Source organism: Ewingella sp. S1.OA.A_B6 (assembly GCF_049889095.1).
Lineage (GTDB): Bacteria > Pseudomonadota > Gammaproteobacteria > Enterobacterales > Enterobacteriaceae > Ewingella.
The window spans coordinates 1,480,891-1,500,541 of sequence record NZ_JBLJFK010000001.1 but is presented as its reverse complement, the minus strand read 5'-3'; the positions used below and the strand labels follow the sequence as shown (position 1 = coordinate 1,500,541).

At 50.8% G+C, this 19,651-nt stretch carries 15 protein-coding genes; 9 read left to right on the top strand and 6 right to left on the bottom strand.

Annotated features, from left to right (window positions below; all coding sequences use genetic code 11):
* The first annotated feature begins 253 nt into the window (after positions 1 to 253).
* The 4 genes from ACMV8I_RS07125 to dsrB all read left to right on the top strand — a co-directional run bounded on the left by ACMV8I_RS07125 (position 254) and on the right by dsrB (position 2,681).
* Positions 254 to 1,033, top strand: coding sequence for a (S)-acetoin forming diacetyl reductase (locus ACMV8I_RS07125; protein WP_498864470.1), 780 nt, complete (start codon positions 254 to 256; stop codon positions 1,031 to 1,033).
* A 204-nt stretch (positions 1,034 to 1,237) separates the two neighbouring features.
* Complete coding sequence (locus ACMV8I_RS07120) at positions 1,238 to 1,582, top strand: hypothetical protein (protein WP_498864750.1); 345 nt, start codon at positions 1,238 to 1,240, stop codon at positions 1,580 to 1,582.
* A gap of 507 nt (positions 1,583 to 2,089) precedes the next feature.
* Positions 2,090 to 2,299, top strand: coding sequence for a transcription antiterminator/RNA stability regulator CspE (gene cspE / locus ACMV8I_RS07115; protein WP_034789491.1), 210 nt, complete (start codon positions 2,090 to 2,092; stop codon positions 2,297 to 2,299).
* A gap of 184 nt (positions 2,300 to 2,483) precedes the next feature.
* Complete coding sequence (gene dsrB / locus ACMV8I_RS07110; protein WP_498864469.1) at positions 2,484 to 2,681, top strand: protein DsrB; 198 nt, start codon at positions 2,484 to 2,486, stop codon at positions 2,679 to 2,681.
* Positions 2,682 to 2,824: 143 nt separating this feature from the next.
* On the opposite strand, the gene ACMV8I_RS07105 is transcribed toward dsrB, so the two are convergent.
* From ACMV8I_RS07105 to ACMV8I_RS07090, 4 genes are all read right to left on the bottom strand, one after another.
* Positions 2,825 to 4,537 (bottom strand): methyl-accepting chemotaxis protein, encoded by a 1,713-nt coding sequence (locus ACMV8I_RS07105; protein WP_498864468.1) that lies wholly within the window; start codon positions 4,535 to 4,537, stop codon positions 2,825 to 2,827.
* Between the two features lie 248 nt (positions 4,538 to 4,785).
* Positions 4,786 to 5,412 carry a transcriptional regulator RcsA gene (rcsA, locus tag ACMV8I_RS07100; RefSeq protein WP_498864467.1) on the bottom strand — a complete coding sequence of 209 codons (627 nt, stop codon included), beginning with the start codon at positions 5,410 to 5,412 and terminating at the stop codon, positions 4,786 to 4,788.
* Between the two features lie 579 nt (positions 5,413 to 5,991).
* Positions 5,992 to 7,416 (bottom strand): pyridoxal phosphate-dependent decarboxylase family protein, encoded by a 1,425-nt coding sequence (locus ACMV8I_RS07095; protein WP_498864466.1) that lies wholly within the window; start codon positions 7,414 to 7,416, stop codon positions 5,992 to 5,994.
* Positions 7,417 to 7,488: 72 nt separating this feature from the next.
* The gene (locus ACMV8I_RS07090) at positions 7,489 to 8,907 is read right to left on the bottom strand and encodes a CoA transferase (RefSeq protein WP_498864465.1); all 1,419 of its coding nucleotides are present in this window, start codon (positions 8,905 to 8,907) and stop codon (positions 7,489 to 7,491) included.
* A gap of 406 nt (positions 8,908 to 9,313) precedes the next feature.
* On the opposite strand from ACMV8I_RS07090, the gene ACMV8I_RS07085 reads away from it, so the two are divergent.
* Positions 9,314 to 10,969 (top strand): glucan biosynthesis protein D, encoded by a 1,656-nt coding sequence (locus tag ACMV8I_RS07085; RefSeq protein ID WP_498864464.1) that lies wholly within the window; start codon positions 9,314 to 9,316, stop codon positions 10,967 to 10,969.
* Positions 10,970 to 11,132: 163 nt separating this feature from the next.
* Here ACMV8I_RS07085 and ACMV8I_RS07080 read toward each other — a convergent pair whose 3' ends face one another.
* Complete coding sequence (locus tag ACMV8I_RS07080) at positions 11,133 to 11,315, bottom strand: hypothetical protein (protein ID WP_498864463.1); 183 nt, start codon at positions 11,313 to 11,315, stop codon at positions 11,133 to 11,135.
* 432 nt (positions 11,316 to 11,747) lie between these two features.
* Here ACMV8I_RS07080 and ACMV8I_RS07075 point away from each other — a divergent pair, with 432 nt between their 5' ends.
* Positions 11,748 to 12,845, top strand: a complete 1,098-nt coding sequence (locus tag ACMV8I_RS07075; protein ID WP_498864462.1) for a glycerol dehydrogenase — start codon at positions 11,748 to 11,750, stop codon at positions 12,843 to 12,845.
* Positions 12,846 to 12,878: 33 nt separating this feature from the next.
* Here ACMV8I_RS07075 and ACMV8I_RS07070 read toward each other — a convergent pair whose 3' ends face one another.
* A complete protein-coding gene (locus ACMV8I_RS07070) occupies positions 12,879 to 14,165 on the bottom strand; it encodes a DUF445 domain-containing protein (protein WP_498864461.1) in 1,287 nt (428 codons plus the stop codon).
* Positions 14,166 to 14,326: 161 nt separating this feature from the next.
* Here ACMV8I_RS07070 and ACMV8I_RS07065 point away from each other — a divergent pair, with 161 nt between their 5' ends.
* From ACMV8I_RS07065 to ACMV8I_RS07055, 3 genes are all read left to right on the top strand, one after another.
* On the top strand, positions 14,327 to 15,985 hold the full coding sequence (locus tag ACMV8I_RS07065) for a multidrug ABC transporter permease/ATP-binding protein (RefSeq protein WP_498864460.1): 1,659 nt from the start codon (positions 14,327 to 14,329) through the stop codon (positions 15,983 to 15,985).
* A 13-nt stretch (positions 15,986 to 15,998) separates the two neighbouring features.
* Positions 15,999 to 16,817, top strand: coding sequence for a hypothetical protein (locus tag ACMV8I_RS07060; RefSeq protein WP_498864459.1), 819 nt, complete (start codon positions 15,999 to 16,001; stop codon positions 16,815 to 16,817).
* A gap of 171 nt (positions 16,818 to 16,988) precedes the next feature.
* Positions 16,989 to 19,418 carry a DUF3772 domain-containing protein gene (locus ACMV8I_RS07055; RefSeq protein WP_498864458.1) on the top strand — a complete coding sequence of 810 codons (2,430 nt, stop codon included), beginning with the start codon at positions 16,989 to 16,991 and terminating at the stop codon, positions 19,416 to 19,418.
* Positions 19,419 to 19,651 lie beyond the last annotated feature (233 nt).

The window sequence follows — 19,651 nt, the reverse complement described above, 5'->3', positions numbered from 1 at the left end:
TTTGCCCACAGGCGTTTTTTTTAGTACGCCGAACAGGATGCTGAGCAGGGTTAGCAACATCACACCGCTGCACGCCCAGAGTTACGCTTATTATTTTTGGCGTTGTGACAGTAGTTACTTTCCGTGGTTAATATTTGCGCCTACTCCTTTAGGGGCGTAAGACTATTCCCGACTTCTCAACAAGAATTATCGGGCGGGGTTGCCTGATTTGTATGAAAAGTACCTGAAACCCAATACATAGAGGATACGTTGTATGTCTGATCATGGAAAAGTGGCGTTAGTAACAGGAGCAGGACAAGGGATCGGTAGAGCAATTGCGTTGCGGCTGGCAAAAGACGGTTTTGCCGTCGCCGTGGTAGATTTTAACGCGGAAACGGCCAAACAAGTGGCGGAAGAGATTAATAATGCAGGTGGACGTGCCATTGCCCATCTGGCTGATGTGTCGGACCGCGACCAGGTGTTTGCCGCCGTCGAAGCGGCGAAAACCCAACTGGGCGGATTTGACGTCATCATCAATAACGCCGGTATTGCGCCCACCACGTTGATTGAAGATATCACGCCAGAAATCATAGACCGCGTGTACAACATCAATGTGAAAGGCGTTATCTGGGGTATGCAGGCGGCAATCAAAGCGTTTAAATCTCTCAATCACGGCGGGAAAATCATTAATGCCTGTTCGCAGGCCGGGCATGTCGGGAACCCAGAATTGGCGATCTACAGCTCGAGCAAATTTGCCGTTCGCGGGCTGACTCAAACCGCTGCGCGCGATCTGGCTCCACTGGGTATTACGGTTAATGGTTACTGTCCGGGCATCGTGAAAACGCCGATGTGGGAAGAGATTGATCGTCAGGTGTCCAAAGCAGCGGGTAAACCAGTAGGTTACGGTACCGCTGAGTTTTCTAAAAACATTACTCTGAAGCGTTTGTCCGAGCCGGAAGATGTGGCAGGGTGTGTGTCTTACCTCGCCGGTCCAGATTCCGATTACATGACCGGTCAGTCATTATTGATCGACGGCGGCATGGTGTTTAATTAAGTTAAACGCGATTGCTGCGCTAGCTGAAGCCCGCCTTTTGGCGGGTTTCTTCGTTATGCGCCTTGAGAGGTGCAATGTCATGTTTAGACTAAATCGGCCTCACGAAATCATTGCGTGCTGAAATTTCATCTTCCCTGTCTTGCTGGCTTTTCGCTGGGTGCCGGCGGTGGTATTCTTCGGCTTTCGCCGAGCGAAGGAAAATCAGTGGCAAAGAATTTTGATGAATTGATCAGAGATATTGATCTGATGATTGAACATGTGGATGGTCTAAAAAACCTTCCGCCGCGTGCACAAATTGTCGCTGCAGTACCAGCTGACAAGCCTGCCTATGACTCATTTTGTGAAATTTATGCGCTGAAAGCGGTGATGCGGGCATTTATTTCTTCGGTCGATACCATCGTGAAGGTCCAAATTGCCAAGAAAGTTGAACAGGATATTGGCCATCTTGAGAACACTGTTCGCTCCATTGGCGGTGGTAACGCCGATGCGGAAGACGTAGCGCAAATCACAGCGTATGTGCGCAAAGCCGTTTCTGAATTAATGGATTAAACCGCTTCAGGCACAGCGTGCAGACAAAGAAGCGTCGCCCACTATGCGTGGTCGGCGTTTTTTTATGTGCGTGACTTCATTGTGCGGAATCCGGCCGGAATTCGCCTTCTTATTCGGCATTGTCACCGGATACATCAATCGGATGCATTTTTTTGCGTAAACTACGGCGCAAAATTCTCAACTGTTTACGTTCAACATATTGATAAAAATCGATTAATCGCACAAGGAACGAGCAAGGTGATGCTTAAACCACCATTTTATGGGGTTTGCAAAGATTATTAGATAAAAAGAGTTGCTATTAATGGGCCATCATGAGTAAATACATCCCGGCCTGTGGTACAGACCTATTTATGCACGACATCCTGAGTAAAGTTGTTCAAATGTAATGAGTTATCCATGATAACACTGATCTGACGAATTTCCTTCTTAGTGCCTCCATAAGTAACGACTGAAATCCGGCTATAACATGCCCATGGTGGCGAAATTTTTATATAAAAGGTAATTCTTATGTCAATGATGAAAGGTCAGGTTAAGTGGTTTAACGAGTCTAAAGGCTTTGGCTTCATCACTCCTGCTGACGGCAGCAAAGATGTGTTCGTACACTTCTCTGCTATCCAGGATCAAGGTTTCAAGACCCTGGCTGAAGGCCAGAATGTACAGTTCTCTATCGAGAACGGTGCTAAAGGTCCGTCTGCGGCAAACGTAACCGCTATCTAATCTCGCTTCTGCGCTGTTTACAGCACATTAACGTAGATTACAAAAACCCGCATATGCGGGTTTTTTTATGCCTGAATTTTGCCAAACGTCGTACCTCAGATCGTTTGGCAAAGTCTTGGTATACGTGCTGTTTTGACAGATTCTGTACTACAATCAACAGCATTGAAAATGATAGGATAACTCGATGAAAGTTAACGATCTGGTTACGGTAAAAACTGACGGCGGTCCGCGTCGCGAAGGTAAGGTTCTGGCAGTTGAAGAGTTTTACGAGGGCGTGATGTATCTGGTGTCGCTGGACGACTATCCGGCAGGCATCTGGTTCTTCAATGAAGGTGATAGCAAAGATGGCACCTTCGTTGAGCCACGGGTCGTAAGCAAATAAGGGGTGACGGCTTACCCCCGCGTCGGCACTGACTTGATCCCATAAAAAAACACCGGAAGGCGACTGCATCCGGTGTTTTTGTTCTTAATGGGATCGACTACCCGTCTAACGTCATTTCTAACGATCACTATCGATATCGATACTTAGAATTTTTCCCAATTCTGAACGCTGTTGCTGCTCGCTTTGGAAGCCCGTTTGGCATCCAGCTGAGCCAGCTTCGGCTTGTGTTTCAACGGTGATGAGGCACGTACATCAAGGCGGAACACTGCCACGGCTTGGGTCAGGCGCTCGGCTTGCTCTTCCAGCGAGGCCGCCGCCGCAGACGCTTCCTGTACCAGCGAGGCGTTCTGCTGGGTCACGCCGTCCATTTCTGATACCGCCAGGCTAACCTGACTAATGCCGCGGCTCTGCTCGTCAGATGCTGAGGCTATCTCGCCCATAATATCGGTAACATGGCTGACCGCGGTGACAATTTCATACATAGTGTCACCTGCATCTCCCACCAGCAGACTGCCTTCACCGACATAATCCACCGACTCTTCAATCAAAGACTCTATTTCTTTCGCAGCCTGTGCGCTTCGCTGTGCCAGGTTGCGCACTTCGCTGGCCACGACGGCAAAACCACGACCCTGTTCACCCGCGCGTGCGGCTTCAACGGCGGCATTCAGTGCCAGAATATTGGTTTGAAACGCAATGCTGTTAATCACGCTGGTAATTTCTGCAATTTTGGTCGAACTGCGCGAAATATTCTCCATCGTACTGACCACGCTCGCGACAATATCGCCGCCTTTTTGCGCTTTTTCGGAGGCCTCTGCGGCCAGTTTGCTGGCGTGATGGGCGTTTTCAGAATTCAGTTTTACCGTAGCGGTGAGCTGCTCCATGCTGGCAGCTGTTTGCTCCAGCGCAGCGGCTTGCTGCTCGGTACGGGAGGATAAGTCCGTATTGCCGGACGTTATCTCGGTAGAACCCTGATAAATCGACGTTGCTCCTTCGCGGACAATCAGTACCGTATTGGCAAGCGATGACTGCATAATGTCGACGTTGCTACTCAACACGCCGATTTCATTGCGCCCCGCGCCATCAGCCGGTTGGGTCAAGTCACCTTCGGCAATTTTCTGAATGCGGCTGACCAGTCGGTTGATTGGCGTGATGATCACTTTGCGTATCACAATATAGGTGATGATTGTCAGCACCAGCGCCAGCGCGAAACTAGCCACCATCAATATATAACCCAGCTTCGCATCAGACTGCGCTTTCTGATTAATCTCATTGGCAGTTTTGGTGCGGTAGGCAATGGCCGCCAGCAGAGGGATATTATTGTCCTGATCTAGCCCGCGCACCGTTTCTGCTTCCTGAGAAATGACTTCCTCGAAATGAGCCTGACGTGCTGACTCGAGCATCGGTGTCAGGCCGATTTTCAGGTAGTTATCATAGGATTTTTTCAGTGGCTCATCGAGGCTGAGGTCGGTGGCGGTTTTATTCGGGCGGTCAGCATATTGCTTGAACGACAATTGCGACTGCTTAATACGATTTTCGGCATCGTTGATGTTCTTTTGGAAGACCTTCTGATCGCCAATACGTGCTGCTGCGGCGGCCTGAATCAATAGCAGGCGTGCTGTGCGCAGATGGTTGGAACTGTTCGAGAGCGCCAGGCGGATTTGCAGCTCCTGGGTGGCATTTTCCAGGGCATCATTACTCTGTTTAAGGAAAAAGCTGGAGGTAGAAATAGAGAGGGCAAATAAAATCAGGATCCCGGACAAGATAGTACTGATCAAGGTGATCAGACGAATGTTACTGATAAAAGAGATGTTTTTTTTGGCAGTGGTTAATGCGTGTTCCGTCGTGAAATTATCCATATTATTCCGCTCTGTTAATCGTGCATGTGCGGCAATTATGCAGCTCACGCTACAACGATGTAGGTTTGCCTGACGGCAAAACCTGCCGTGACGCAAAAACGTCATCCTCAGTTATCGGCATTTCATGGCGGAAATTGAATCTATAAGTGGGATCCAGATCTCACTTTTGTTATTAATCCGGCAGGTCGTTTTGTAGTATCTGCGAAAGAACACTGCTAATGCATTGTCCCCTAAGATAAAAATAGCGACTAGTTGACATAAATGCCGCCGGTGAATTGATCGCTCAGGCGCACGACGTGATAAATAATATGTTTATTTGCTGTTTTTATTTTACGTTTGATACTGCCTTTATAGGATGAAACCGTTTTTACTTTAATGTGCAACTTATCCGAAATTTGAATCGTGCCTTCTCCTGACATCCACATTTTTAACGTATTGGACTCGCTGCGGCTGAGCATCACCGGGGTAATATCCAACATCGCAAACTCAAGTTCTGCTAAATCATGATGATACAAGTATTTACGAATCAACAAATTAAGCGTCATTGTCTTAATTGATTTTGATGAAATAATGACGTTCCTTCTAACGAATACATACTCTTCGAAATGGATCCGCATTTCCGACATGAAAATAAAGAACAACGTTTCCGGATACTGACTGATTAAATTTCTTATCTGCTCTTTACTCTCATCATGGGGTTGCAAACAAGCTTCATTGATAAATACCATCCCGGTTTTATTTTCCAGACGACTTAAATTTAACTGTTCAAAAGTACGAACAAAACTGACATTTTGTGCCTGAATACCGCTATCGCGTAATGACTGAACTAGCCCAAGGCAGGTAAAACTGCATGAATCTAAAATTATTGTTTGCATCGTTAATCCTCATGGGACATCCCTGTTCGTCATAATATTTGCGTGGTATATAACTGCTGGTGATGAAAGCTATAAATGTGTATTTCTTATATCTTTGTGCAACAAAAGTCCGCGCAGTCATAGGATTTTTTTTAGTGAAATAGCAACCTGTGTGAGCCAGTTAAATTTGCTTTAAGTCGCTACGGAGTGGGAAGGGACAACAATAGGCATCACTGATTGGGAATATTCTTAATGGTGCTAATCACATAGCGGGAAGGGTTTAATGAAACGTTAGGATTTCCCTCATAAAAATTGATGAGTCGGTTTATTATTCAAACATAAAATGCTTAAAAATTATTCATCAATATTGTTACTGAACATTCAGTCAGTATGCCAATGTGGATAGTTAAGACGGCCAGGCCTGGGCATGTGATAAACCATCAGTATTTTTTATCAGTAGTTCTGTGGAAGCGGTCGGCAACCCGTGCGGTTTTGCCGACGTGTCGTATTTCATTATCTTTTTTTGTCATCTGATTGGCAGGGCACCGCTGCAAAATCGCAAAACGGTGTTTCTGCTGGAGCTTTAAGCTTACGTTGAGTTTACATCTCCGCGCGGCAGGCTTTGATCGACGCCAGCGTGAGTTCAATATCATGCTCACTGGTCATCCAGTTAACCAGCGCAGCACGCATACCGGGTTTGCCGTTGAGTGAGGTTGAGGTGCAGCGCACTACGCCCGCCTGGTCGAGCAAATTCAGAAAGCGGTTGCGGCGCACGACTGACCGCGCACTGCCATCTGCATCATCGAGCGCAAAACAGACCACATTTAATGTCACCGGTGCGAGCAGGCGAAAACCTTTCATCACGTCAATGTGGCGGGCGAACAGGGCGGCAAGCCCTACATTGCGTTCCACCACCTCTGCCAGTCCGGCGCGTCCGTAGGCTTTGAGCGCCATCCACACCGGCAAAGCGCGGAAGCGGCGGGAATTTTCCGGCGTCAGGTGCAGATAATTGTCTGGACGGACACTGGGTGGTATGAGATACGCCGAATGGTTTTGGAAGACGTCAATCTGCAACGCCAGATGGGCTTCGCGAGTAAATTGAATCGCGCTGTCATAGGGCACGTTTAGCCATTTATGCGCATCAACCGTAATGGAGTCTGCCTGTTGCCAGCCTTCAAGTAAGTGAGCGAATTTCTCTGAGGCTGCCGCCACACCGCCAAAAGCAGCATCAACGTGCAACCAAAAACCATATTTATCGCGCAGTTTAAGTAACGCCAGGATGTCATCGAAGGCCACGGTATTGACGGTTCCGGCACTGGCCAGCACCAACGTCGGGGCATCCGGTTGCTGCTGCAATGCGACTTCCAACGCCTGCGGGTCAATGGCTTCACTGCCGTGCAGCGTGGCGACATTCTCAAGTGCGTCGCGGCCGATCCCCAATATACTGAGACCTTTCACACTGCTCGAATGCGCCGCCGCCGACAGTACTCGCAGCGGGCCAAGCGCGTGCAAACCCTGCTGTGCAATGTCGACTCCACGCTGCCTGCCGAGCCACTGACGGGCAATCGCCATACTGACAACGTTCGCCATGGTTGCTCCGCTGACAAACGTGCCGCATTGATCGGCGGGCAGGCCAAGTAGCTGTTTTAGCTGATTGATGGTTGCCAGCTCAATGGCCGGCGAAACAGTATCAAAATTCAGCTGAGCATTTTGGTCGATAGTGCTGACCAACCAGTCGGCTGACAAAGAGGCCGGTGTCCCCCCGCCGGTCACGAAACCGAAATAGCGCGGCCCCGCGCTGGCTGAAATACCTTCTGCATATTTTTCCCAAAAATGGTTCATCGCAGCCGCGGCACCTATGCCTTGCTCGGGCAGAACATCGTCTCCGGCTTTAAGTTGCTGCGCACTCAGTGGAGGGCAAGTCGAGCGGCCAGGCAGAGAATCAATAAATGACACCGCTGTATCACGCGCCTGTTGCAGAATATCACCGAACGTGTCGGAGTCATGCTGAAGAAGTGGATGCATAGGTTGTATAAGCCTTGTGAGGGTCTGGTGATGAGTTTAACGATGCATTACGTTAGCGGATTTCCAAAGGAATCAATACTGAGACTTTTTCACCGCCGTTTCCCTCCACTCCGCCTGCGCCGAACCCAGCGTTGATGCTGCAAAATCCCATGTCATAGCCGTTCCTGCCAGCATCACCGGTGGCAGCAAGCGCCATCCTTCGCCCCATTGAGTATGTTCCGGCGTGGAGGCGTAATCGCTTTTCACTGTATGTCCAATATCGGGATTCAGATTACTGCTGTCCGCCGTGGAACATTGCATCAGCTCGATGGCGGTTCGTGCCAGTGACAGCCGCGTTTCGCTGCCCTGACCGCTGCGTAGCCGTTGGGTTAATCCGTGGAGAACGGTGGCAGCCATCAAATAGCCGGTGGCGTGATCCAGCCCTTGTACCGGCAGCGGGAACGGTTTCTGGCTATCGGCCCAGCGCCTGCCCTGTTCGGCGATACCGCAACTCATCTGCACCAGACTGTCGAACCCGCGTCTTTCACGCCACGGCCCACTCCAACCGTAGGCATTCAGACAGACATCAACCAGCCCCGGTGACAACATGCGTCGCTGCTCAGTTCCGTAACCTAATTTTTGCAGTGCACCGGCGCGGTAGCCATGAACGATGACGTCTGCTTCACGCAGTAACTGTTCGAAAGTATGCCTGTCCTGCCGATTATGCAGATTGAGCCTGGCACAGCGTTTCCCCAGAGTAACCTCCGGTTCCTGGCTGGCTTCGTCCCAGCCGAACGGATCAATGCGCAATACGTCGGCACCGAAGCCGGCCAGAAAACGTGTCGCGACAGGACCGGCAATAATACGCGTGAGATCCAGAACGCGAATGCCCTGTAGGGGACGCTGGCCTGACACCGGCCAGTCAGGTTTGGGCTGGGCAGAAAAAAAAGCATGCTGGAACAGGGGTTCCTGCGCCACGCTTTTTCCCTGAATGTGTTGTTGCCACTCCTGCGGGCTGCGCATTTGTGCTGCGCAGCCCGCACTCTCAACGATAGCCTGTTCCAGCGCCTGCTTATGCCATTTTTTTACGACCAAAGCCAGTGACTGCCGATCAGGGTGATGACCGAGCACCGTTTCGACCACCTTACGGTGCGCTGGCGCATTGGTATGCAGCCGGATCCAGCCGTCTGCCGTGACGTAATCACCGGCGATGGCATCCCACACGGGCGGCAAGGCCCAACCACGGGGTGAGAAACTGGTGGAGAACCACAGTGAGGCTCGCCGCCGGTCCACATCAATCGACGGTACAGGCACACCGCTTTCAATCATTAATGCGGCTAACGCCATAGACGCTAACGCAATCGACGCGGTGGCAAATTCTGTGACCGGATAGGCGCAAGGAAAATGACCGGTACCGCTGACCTGCAACTCAGCCGGCAGGGGGGCATTGGCGGTTGTGGTTAATTGTGAATACAGAGACCGGGTCCATTGTGGAATTTGAGGATCTGACATCGGGGACTCCTTGAAAAGAAAATCAAAGAAAGTGACTGGCTCCATAATGATTAATATTTTCATAACCATTCATTAACTTTAAAAGTAACAGATTCATCTTAAAAAAGACGCCGAGAGGTTTTTTTGAATAGCAGATAAAAGTTCTGTAAGCGTTACTTACGTTTTATGTCAGTCGCCGTGTGTCCTGCCTGCAGTGGTGATCTCACATATCGGAAGCGTCATCCTGTGCAAGCTATTTTTAGCTGAAAGTTCTTAATTTTATGGTACTCGCCATGTGAATTTTACGTTAGCCTTGAGGTCGTAATTTTCACATCCCGTGGATGTCTTTCGCGCCAGTCCGGCACATTGCCTTTCGGCGGCGACACTCACGGATAACTTACCGTCTGGCACAGGAAACCCTTCTTGCATGGAACGAAGAGCATTTATCAAAGCGTCAATGGCGTTTGCCGCCTACTGCGGGGTGCCAACGATGGCATCAGTGTTCACGCGATCTGCTGCGGCAGCGCAGGAAAACGTAGCGGACGGTGGTGCCACCACTTTCGACTTCTCCGTACTGCAAAAGATGGCCAGCTCCCTCGCTTCGCAACCTTTTGGTGGTCCGCCTCAGCCTCTGCCGCAGACGCTGGCTGAACTAACGCCGCAGGCGTATAACGCCATTCAGTACGATCACGATCACTCACTGTGGAATGACTTGCCGAATCGTCAGCTCGACGTTGAGTTGTTCCACGTCGGCATGGGCTTCAAGCGCCGGGTATGTATGTATTCGGTGGATGCAGACCAGCATCTGGCTCGCGAAATTCACTTCCGTCCGGAGCTGTTCAAGTACCATGATGCGGGCGTGAAAACCGAACAGCTCGAAGGTATTACCAACCTCGGATTTGCTGGATTTAAAGTTAATAAAGCGCCTGAGCTGACCCGCCGTGACGTGGTATCGTTCCTCGGTGCCAGCTACTTCCGTGCGGTTGATGACACCTATCAGTACGGCCTGTCAGCACGTGGCGTAGCGGTAGATACTTTCGCAGGCGTGCCTGAAGAGTTCCCGGACTTTACCGCTTTCTGGTTTGACAGGCCAAAACCGGGCGATACCACTTTCACTGTTTACGCGCTGCTCGATGGTCCGAGTATAACGGGCGCTTATCGCTTCATCATTCACTGTGAACCCACCCGCGTGGTGATGGAAATCGAAAAGCACATCAACGCCCGTAAAGACATCAAACAGCTCGGCATCTCGCCAATGACCAGCATGTACAGCTGTGGCACCAGCGAGCGTGGCCGCTGCGACACTATTCACCCACAGATTCATGACTCAGACCGTTTGGCGATGTGGCGTGGCAATGGCGAATGGGTCTGTCGTCCGCTGAATAATCCGAAGAAGTTGCAGTTCAACGCATTTGCTGATGAAAACCCGAAAGGGTTCGGTTTGTTACAGCTGGATCATGAGTTCAATAATTATCAGGACGTGATTGGTTGGTACAACAAACGCCCGAGCTTGTGGGTTGAACCGGTAGGAAACTGGGGGAAAGGGGCGCTTAATCTGCTGGAGATCCCGACCACCGGCGAAACGCTGGATAACATTGTCTGCTTTTGGCAGCCGGAAAAACCGGTCAAAGCTGGCGACTCGTTTGATTTCAGCTATAAGCTCTACTGGAGCAGCACGCCACCAGAGCGCAGCCCGCTAGCCAACGTGTTGGCAACCCGCACTGGCATGGGCGGCTTCCCGGAAGGATGGGCACCGGGGGAACACTACCCGAACGTCTGGGCACGCCGTTTCGCCGTTGATTTTATTGGCGGTGATTTGAAAGCCAACGCGGATAAAGGCCTGGCGCCGGTGATCAACGTGTCATCAGGTAAAATTAAAGATATCGAAATTCTGTATGTGCAGCCGTTTGATGGCTATCGCATCCTGTTCGACTGGTATCCGGATAGCGATTCAGTCGAGCCGGTTGAATTGCGAATGTATATTAAAACGGGCAACACCGCGCTAACTGAGACCTGGCTTTATCAGTACTTCCCGCCAGCGCCAGACCAGCGCCGTTATATCGATGACCGGCAGATGAGCTAACCGCGATTCGCGCCGTTGCCAAAAGGTCATTAATGACAAAGCCCCGTCTCTTCCGAGCTGGGCTTCTTTTTTACTTCTTTTCGCAGATGAAGTAGACGCTTATTCTTGCTGATTTACCCGACACAGGAGACCTCAACAATACTGCATTTATCAAACAAATTGTTCAGAATGCTTTTACCAGCACTTCTCGCTGCGAAGGTTCATGACCTGTTCTCATCAAGGCTTCGAAGGATTTCTCCATCTTTCTGACTTGCTGTAAAAACTCTTGCGGCGAAAAGTCATGCGACTTGCCGCTCATGTATGCAAGAGCTAATTCTTTTGCCTGGTAACGCTGGAAGTTATACATGTTATCCCTCAATTCCGTCATATAGGGTGTTGTATCTGCGTTAGCGGTATTCACTAACCTTAGTCAGCTCATCACCATGGGTTCTCTTGCTGCTTTGATACAACGCTAACTATTTGGGAATTCATTAAAGTTAAAGTTAAACAGGATGGCTAACAGCGAGCTGAATCGTTTGCAACTGCTTACATCGTGCTGCCAATACGAAACATTCTACGGACTCTTTTGATAAGTAAAAGTCGCTTTTATTGATAGATTTGATAGCTAAAAGCTTAGATTAGAAGGGTTGACTCTAAGGGATAATGATTTTCATTACGTAAATTACGCTAATGTTTTTTTCTTACCATTCCATGCGATCATTATTAGATTTAATAATGTGAATTTACAGTACAGTAGGATAGTCTCGAGGTGAGTTTTTCAACGAAAGAGGTCATTATTATGAGTAAATTTATCTTCTCTTCGCCACGAAAATACGTACAAGGTAGCGGCGTGCTGGATGAACTTGGTGAGTACTTGCCTGCACTGGGGGGCAAGTCTCTGCTGATAGCCGATGATATGGTGTGGGGCATTATTGGCGATCGCGTTAAAGCGTCATTGAAAAAAGCCGAAGTGCCATTCCACTATGAGAAATTTAAGGGCGAAGCGTCATCGAATGAGATCACCCGTCTGGCTGAGATTGCCCGTAAAGCTGGGACTCATGTTGTGGTCGGCCTGGGGGGGGGTAAGACGCTCGATACTGCCAAAGCCATTGCTGACGAACTGAAACAAAATGTGGTGATTGTCCCGACCGTGGCTTCTACCGATGCACCATGCAGTGCGCTCTCGGTAATTTATACCGATGAAGGCGTGTTCGATACCTACCGTTTCTACGATAAAAACCCGGATCTGGTGCTGGTGGATACACAGGTTTGCGCGCAGGCGCCGGTGCGTCTGTTTGCGTCCGGTATTGCGGATGGTCTGGCGACCTTCGTCGAAGCGCAGGCCGTACTGCGTTCGCATTCACAATCTATGGTGGGCGGTGACCCGACGATCGCCGGTATGGCGATTGCCGAAGCCTGTGAGAAAACCTTGCTGACTTATGGCTACAGTGCCTATACCGCCGTGGAGCAAAAACTGGTGACCCCAGCGGTTGAAGCCGTGGTTGAAGCCAATACGCTGCTGTCCGGACTAGGTTTTGAGAACGCAGGTCTGGCCGGCGCACATGCGATCCACAATGGTTTTACTGCGATTTCAGGGGATATTCACCACTTGACCCACGGTGAGAAAGTCGCTTATGGCACGCTGACGCAGATGGTGCTTGAACAGCGTCCGGACGAAGAAATTGCTCGTTATGTCCGTTTTTACCGCGCTATCAAAATGCCGACCACCTTAAAAGAGATGCATCTTGAAAATGAATCTTACGAAAATCTGGTGAAGGTCGGCGCGTTGGCAGGCGGCAAGGGCGATACCCTCGGTAATCTGAATCAACATTTGTCACCGGAAGGTGTCGCCAACGCTATTCTGGCGGTGGATGCATTCAGCAAAACGGTTAAGTAATCTTGCGGCTCCCTCTGTAAAGGGGGAGATTGTTTAAACTCTCGCCAGCACCCACGGCAACAACGCCGGTAACTGTGACAACAGATATAACACCAGGCCGATAAACGCCCCAACCAGCGTACCGTTGATGCGGATAAACTGGAGGTCCTTGCCGATATTAAGCTCAATCTGTCGCGACATATCCTTTGCGTCCCAACTTTTTACAGTGTCACTGATATGTCGGGTGAGGAACTCGGCGAAATCCGGTGCCATTCTGGCGGCGACCGTTTCCATCTGCGTATTCAGCGACGCGCGCAGTGTGGGGTCGTGCTCCAGCGCCTGACCGAGCCACTGACCGGATTCGGTTATTTTGGTATGTACTTTGGAATCCGGGCTTTCCAAATCCTCTTTCAACCAGCCGCGCATATCTCCCCACAGCTGCATGACATAGCCATTGAGTTTTCCGTCATTTTTGAGGTACTGCTTAATCTCCTCGGCTTTTTGGGCAATGACCGGATCGTTTTGCAGTTTTCCTATTAATCCCTGCACCGAACGGTCAAAACCTTTGCGGAAAGCATGGGTTTTATCATTGCCCATGTCATCAAGCACCGAATTGACCGCGTTCGACACCATATCAGCACCATTTCGGCCGAGCCAGCCAGTGGGTAACAGTTTGGCAGTGAGAGGATGTTCACGTTTCATCCAGCTAACAATCTGACTGGAGATAAGCTTTCGGGTGCTCTCTTTAGCCAGTAGTTGCTCAAGCTGATCCATTGCCTGGTCCAGCAACTCTTGATGACGGCCGTCTTTGGTCAGACTTTCCAATAAAGTGGCCAACGACTGCGATAAATCGATTTTGTCGATCACGCGAAACAGCCCCCGCTTGATCAATTGAGCGATGCGCTGATCGTCTGTGACATCCAGAAAACCGCGCATCATTTTTACCATATACCCGGCGAATCGTGGGGCGTTGTCCGGCGCATTCAGCCAGTCCGAGAGCATCTGCGCAGGGTCATGCTTGCGGATCAATTCGACAATCGAGGCCGGTGCGAGGAATTTTTCCTGTACGAAGGCCGCCAGATTATCGGCAATTTTGTCTTTGTTCTTTGGGATAATCGCCGTGTGCGCGGCGATAAACGGCACTGGCACCCGACGAAACAGCGCTACCACCGCAAACCAGTCGGCCAGCGCGCCAACCATCGCGGCTTCACAAATAGTCTTCAGACCGGAGACCCAAAAATTGGGGGTTAAAAAAAGCGTGACAACAAACAGAGCAGCCGCGGCCAGTAGCAGCCCTAGTGCATTACGTTTACTTCGATGAAGTTCATGTTCTTTATCCATTACAGAAGTTTAGGAACTGGTTCGCCCGCTGTCAGCTTTTTTCTCACGTTGAGGCGCCCAGCAGATAAAATGAGAATAATTATTGATATCAACTCACTCCTCATTACACTGCGTACAGAATTTTATTAGCTATTTATCTGTTTTAAGAAAGTGAGAGCCTTATGGAGTTGTTACGCGTTGTCTTTAAGCAGTATCGCTGGCCATTTTTAGCCGTGATGGTACTGAGTCTGCTCAGTGCAGCCTTGGGGATCGGGCTGATTGCTTTTATCAATCTGAAACTGATTGAGACCACTAATGCGACACTGGCGGTATTGCCGCAATTCCTGGGCTTTTTGCTGTTGTTGTTGATGGTGACGCTCGGTTCTCAGCTAGCGCTGACAACCTTGGGGCACCACTTTATCTACCGTCTACGCGGCCAGTTTATCAAGCGTATTTTAGATACGGATATCGAACGTATTGAGCAAATTGGCAATGCGCAGTTGCTCGCCAGCTTGAGTAGCGACCTGAGAGCGATCACGTTGGCTTTTGTGCGCCTGCCTGAGCTTGTTCAGGGGATCATCCTGACGCTCGGTTCGGCAGCCTATCTGGCCTGGTTATCACCCAAAATGCTGTTGGTCACCGTGGTGTGGTTGGTGGTTACCATTGCGGTCAGTTTTACGCTGGTATCGCGGGTTTATCGTCATCTAACCCATGTACGGGAGTCGGAAGACAACCTGCAACAGGATTATCAGAGGGTGATCGACGGGCGCAAAGAGCTGGCGTTAAACCGTGAGCGCGCCCGACAGTTGTATGAAGATGAATATCAAAAAAACGCCGGAGATTATCGCCATCACATTGTGCGTGCCGACACCTTCCACCTCAGCGCAGTCAACTGGTCGAACATTATGATGCTCGGTGCTATAGGTCTGGTATTTTTCATGGCTAATACGCTCGGCTGGTCCGATACCAACGTCGCCGCAACCTATTCTCTGACGCTGCTGTTCTTGCGTACACCGTTGTTGCAGGCAGTGGGCGCGTTGCCAACCCTGCTCAGCGCACAGGTGGCGTTTGGTAAATTGACGGCCCTGAAACTCAGTGACTATCAGCCGGAATTCTCCGTGTCAACTGCATCTCAGCGTTGGCATACCCTTGAACTGCGAGACCTGATGTTCAGCTATGGCGAGACATCAGGGGAACAAGGCTTTGGCGTCGGACCACTCAACCTGACGATCAAACGCCGTGAACTGGTGTTTCTGATCGGCGGCAACGGTAGCGGGAAATCGACGCTGGCAATGCTGCTGACCGGCTTATATCAGCCGTGCTCGGGTCAGATCCTGCTCGACGGCGTGCCGATCACCGCACAAAGCCAGGAGCAATACCGCCAGCTCTTCTCGGCCGTGTTTACCGATTTTCATCTGTTTGGTCAGATGATGGGACCGCAGGGTACTGCGCCGGATCCGCAACTGGTGGAAGCGTGGTTGCAGCGGCTCAATATGAAAGAGAAGCTGCAATTTGATGGTGATCGCATTACCAATTTGCAACTGTCACAGGGTCAGCGTAAACGTGTTGCTTTACTGCTGGCGGCCTGTGAGGGGCGCGACTTCCTGCTGCTTGATGAATGGGCAGCGGATCAAGACCCGCAGTTCCGCCGAACTTTCTACCGTGAACTCTTGCCGTGTCTGCGTGACATGGGTAAAACCGTGCTGGCAATCAGCCATGATGATCACTACTTTGAGCATGCAGACCGTCTGCTGGAGATGCGCTCCGGCAAACTGACAGAATTGCATGATGAGGCACGGGCCGATGCCAGCCGCGATGCTGTGGCACAAATCGGAAACTAAAAGGAAGTAGCAAATGAATTGGAATGAAGTCATGGTTTGGGCAGTGAGCGGGGCGATTGTCGCCGCAGTGATCGCTGCTTTGCACAAAAAGGGCAAGATAGGCCGTATACCCGGTATTGTGCTGTTTCTGGTACTCATAGTCGGCGGCAATGCCTTGTATGCGGGGCTGATTAAACCGCGCATGCAGGGAGATGAACAAACGCAGGAAATCGACCAGACTCTCTCCGCTTTACCTATTTACAGCACCATTAAAGCGCAGGAACCTGCGTTGTACAGCCAGATCCGCAGCAATATTCTTCGGTTGAAGAAAGAAGGAAAATCCCAGCAGGAAGCTATTGATACGGTCAAGCCGATGGTGTCAGACCTGCTTTCCCGCCGGATGAATACTGCACCAGATGTCAACGTGATAGCCGCCATGAAGGTCAGTCTCGAAGAGATGCTGGCCCTGCAGGCGCGTAATGACGGCAGCTGTTTTAAATTTCTTTATCCGCAGATTAACGGCGGGATCAATACCGCACAGGTTCTTTCACCTGAGCTGTTTAAGAAAGATTTGGACACCATGAACACGTTACTGTTGGCCAGTGGTAGTGGCCAGACGGCACAACCCACCGTTGTCAGCGGCGAAAAAGCCAAGGCACTGATGGCACCGGTACGTCAGGCATTACAGGATAAATACGGCGATAAATTGCAGATGTTCAATGAGTTAAGCGCCGAGAATGTCGATCACGCCAAAGTCTGTGACATTTCCATCACTCTCTATACTGACATTCTGGCACTGCCAGCGCAGGACTCGGCGGCTGTATTGCGCCTGATGCTGGGCAAACAAGGTTAAACCTGTCTTTGACGTCCCACGGCGGTATGCTCCCGCAGTGGGTATCGACATGTCGGAAACTATTTACGAACTTTGTCTCCAATACAGAAAAAACCTGATCTTTTAATGTCTGTTAGCCGTTATTCTAATCACACTGAAAAATAATTTCCCAGGTTGCGGACATATTCCTTTATGCATAATTTCTTCAAATCGTCTGTGATGTGGACACTGCTGTTAGGGCTGTTAGCCGCGCCTGTCACGGTGCTGGCCGCTGCAGATAATGCGGCGTTGCAAACGACTATCACCAATAACGAAGCGGCTGAACCGATAAAGATTAATGCTCCTGCCACGCTGACCGCGCTGCAAAAGCGGCTCGATGCCACCAAACAGCAAGTGGCGACAGCCAAAACAGAGAAGCAACTCAGTGCACTAAATGATGATGCGTTAAAACTTGCGGAAGATGCCGACAAGCTGGTCGTGGCACTTGGGCCGCAACGGGCGCAGGTCCAGTCACAGGTTGAGGTGCTTGGCCCCGCTCCGGCGGCGGGTGCATTACCAGAAACGTCAGAGGTTGTTCGCCAGCGCAGCAAACTGAGTGCCAGCAAAATCTTGCTGGACGCGCAAATTGAGCAAGCTACTGCTATCCGAACCGGTGCCCAGAACTTGTCGACACAAATCGGTGCGCTGCGCCGCGACACGTTGAAAACGCAGCTTGCTCTCAACTCGGGCAGTATTCTCAGCGCCAATTTCTGGTCACCCTTATTTTCCCCGCAAGAGAGCGACATCGCCCGTTTTGATGATTTCAATTCTCAGATAAAAAGTGCCTGGGATCAGGCATGGCAACCCGAGTGGCGAGTTGGGTCTGCGCTTTATCTGTTGTTGGCGCTGGTGGTTGGAGTCTTCGGCCGACGATTATTCGATCGGCCTTTGGGCTGGATGCTACCGCGCTGGTTGCCGGGAGGGCGCCTGCGGCGTAGCTTGCTGGCGACTGTAGCGACCACCATTATTGTGGTCGCCCAGTGGATGTGCGCGATGTTGTTTTGCCTGTTCTTTACCCGTCTGCCAGACACGTCGCCGCCGTTGCTTGAGTTCGCCAAATCTATTATCGCGCTGGCGGTCTTCTCCTCTCTGATTGCCGGGTTGGGGTCGGCGCTGTTGTCTAACCGTCACCCTTCATGGCGGCTGCCTGGTGTGGCTGATCCTATCGCTAAAACCATGGCGGCATTCCCGATCGTGCTGGCGTCATTTATCTTTATTTTCGGCATTGTCGAAGAGATGAATAATCTGGTTGGCTCCAGCGTGGCGGTGACGCTGTTTGGTAATGGTATCTCGGCGCTGTTAGTGGCGTTGAGTTGCCTGGTTGTTCCTGTGCGGGTCAACCGTATGCGTCGCCGTATGTTGGCGCGTGGTGAACAGCCGGAAGCGCGCTCCACCATGGCTGGTTTTATCAATTTGGCCATCAGCGGTACTGCCGTCGCCATCATTGTTTCTCTGTTGATTGGTTACATTCCTCTGGCCCGGTTCCTGACTTATGAACTGGTCTGGGTGGGTTTGGTGCTGACCTGCCTCTATTTGCTTATTCATCTGGTGGTTGATTTTAGCGAAAGCTTCTTTGCGCCGACGACTTACAGTGGCCGCCTGCTCAAAAGCAGCCTGAGCATTAATGAGCGCCACCTGTTGCTGGCGGCAACGCTGTTTGCGGCGGTAGGTAAAGCCCTGTTGGTACTGTTCGCTGCGGTGGCACTGCTTAATGGGACTTTCGGTACGACGACGCCGCTGGAGTTACTCAGTAAAGTAGTGGATATCTGGGGTGGGAAAGGGCTGGAAAGTATCAATGTCATCCCGGCACATGCGGTCAACGCTTTTTTGTGTCTGTCGGTGGGTTGGTATGTATTGCGCTCTGCCAAACTTTGGTTGGATAACGATTTCCTGCCAAAAACCATGATGGACCGGGGAATGCGTGCTTCGCTGGTGACGCTGTTTACCAACGTCGGTTACGTGCTGATTATTTTGCTGACCTTATCCACGCTGGGCATTGAGTGGAACAAACTGGCGTGGATCGTCAGTGCGCTGTCGGTTGGTATCGGTTTTGGTTTGCAGGAGATTGTGAAGAACTTTATCTCTGGTTTGATCCTGCTGACCGAGCGCCCGGTAAAAGTGGGCGATCTGGTGACGATCAGCGGCGTGGAAGGGGACATACGCCGCATCAATGTGCGCGCCACTGAAATTCAGCTGAGCGATCGTTCGACGGTCATTGTGCCCAACTCGCAGTTCATCTCGCAGAACGTACGCAACGCTACTATGGGTAATGCCCAGGGGGTCGCCACTATCACGTTGACATTCCCACTGGATATCGACCCGGAACAGGTGCGCTCTTTGTTGTTGGAATGTTATGGACTGCATGAATCCATCCTCGATAACCCGCCGCCTTCGGTAAGTTTCAAAGAACTCGGCCCGACTGGGATTGTGCTTAGCGTCACCGGTTACGTTAATACTCCGCGTGTGGTCGGTGAAACCAAAAGTGATTTGCTGTATGAAATCCTCAAAGCCCTGCGCGTTGCCGAGATTAGTTTGAGCCAGACGCAAACCATGGTGTTGGAGCAACCGGTCGAAAAACGGTAGGGTTTTCGCCTGAGCGGCGGGCTTTTTTGGCTTTGGTAAATCCCGGAAATGCTTTTTTAAATTCAACTTCAACTTCAAGGTCGTGGGCACCGGCCCACACCGGGGAGCCTTGGGTGGCCACCCAAGCCGGCCTTAAGAGGCGCCTATCGCCGCGCCTCTTAAGAATCTCCGGCTCTTTTAAAAACAGCAGCTGCGCGGGTCACAATGGCCGTGTTTCAGGTATTTCTGTTATA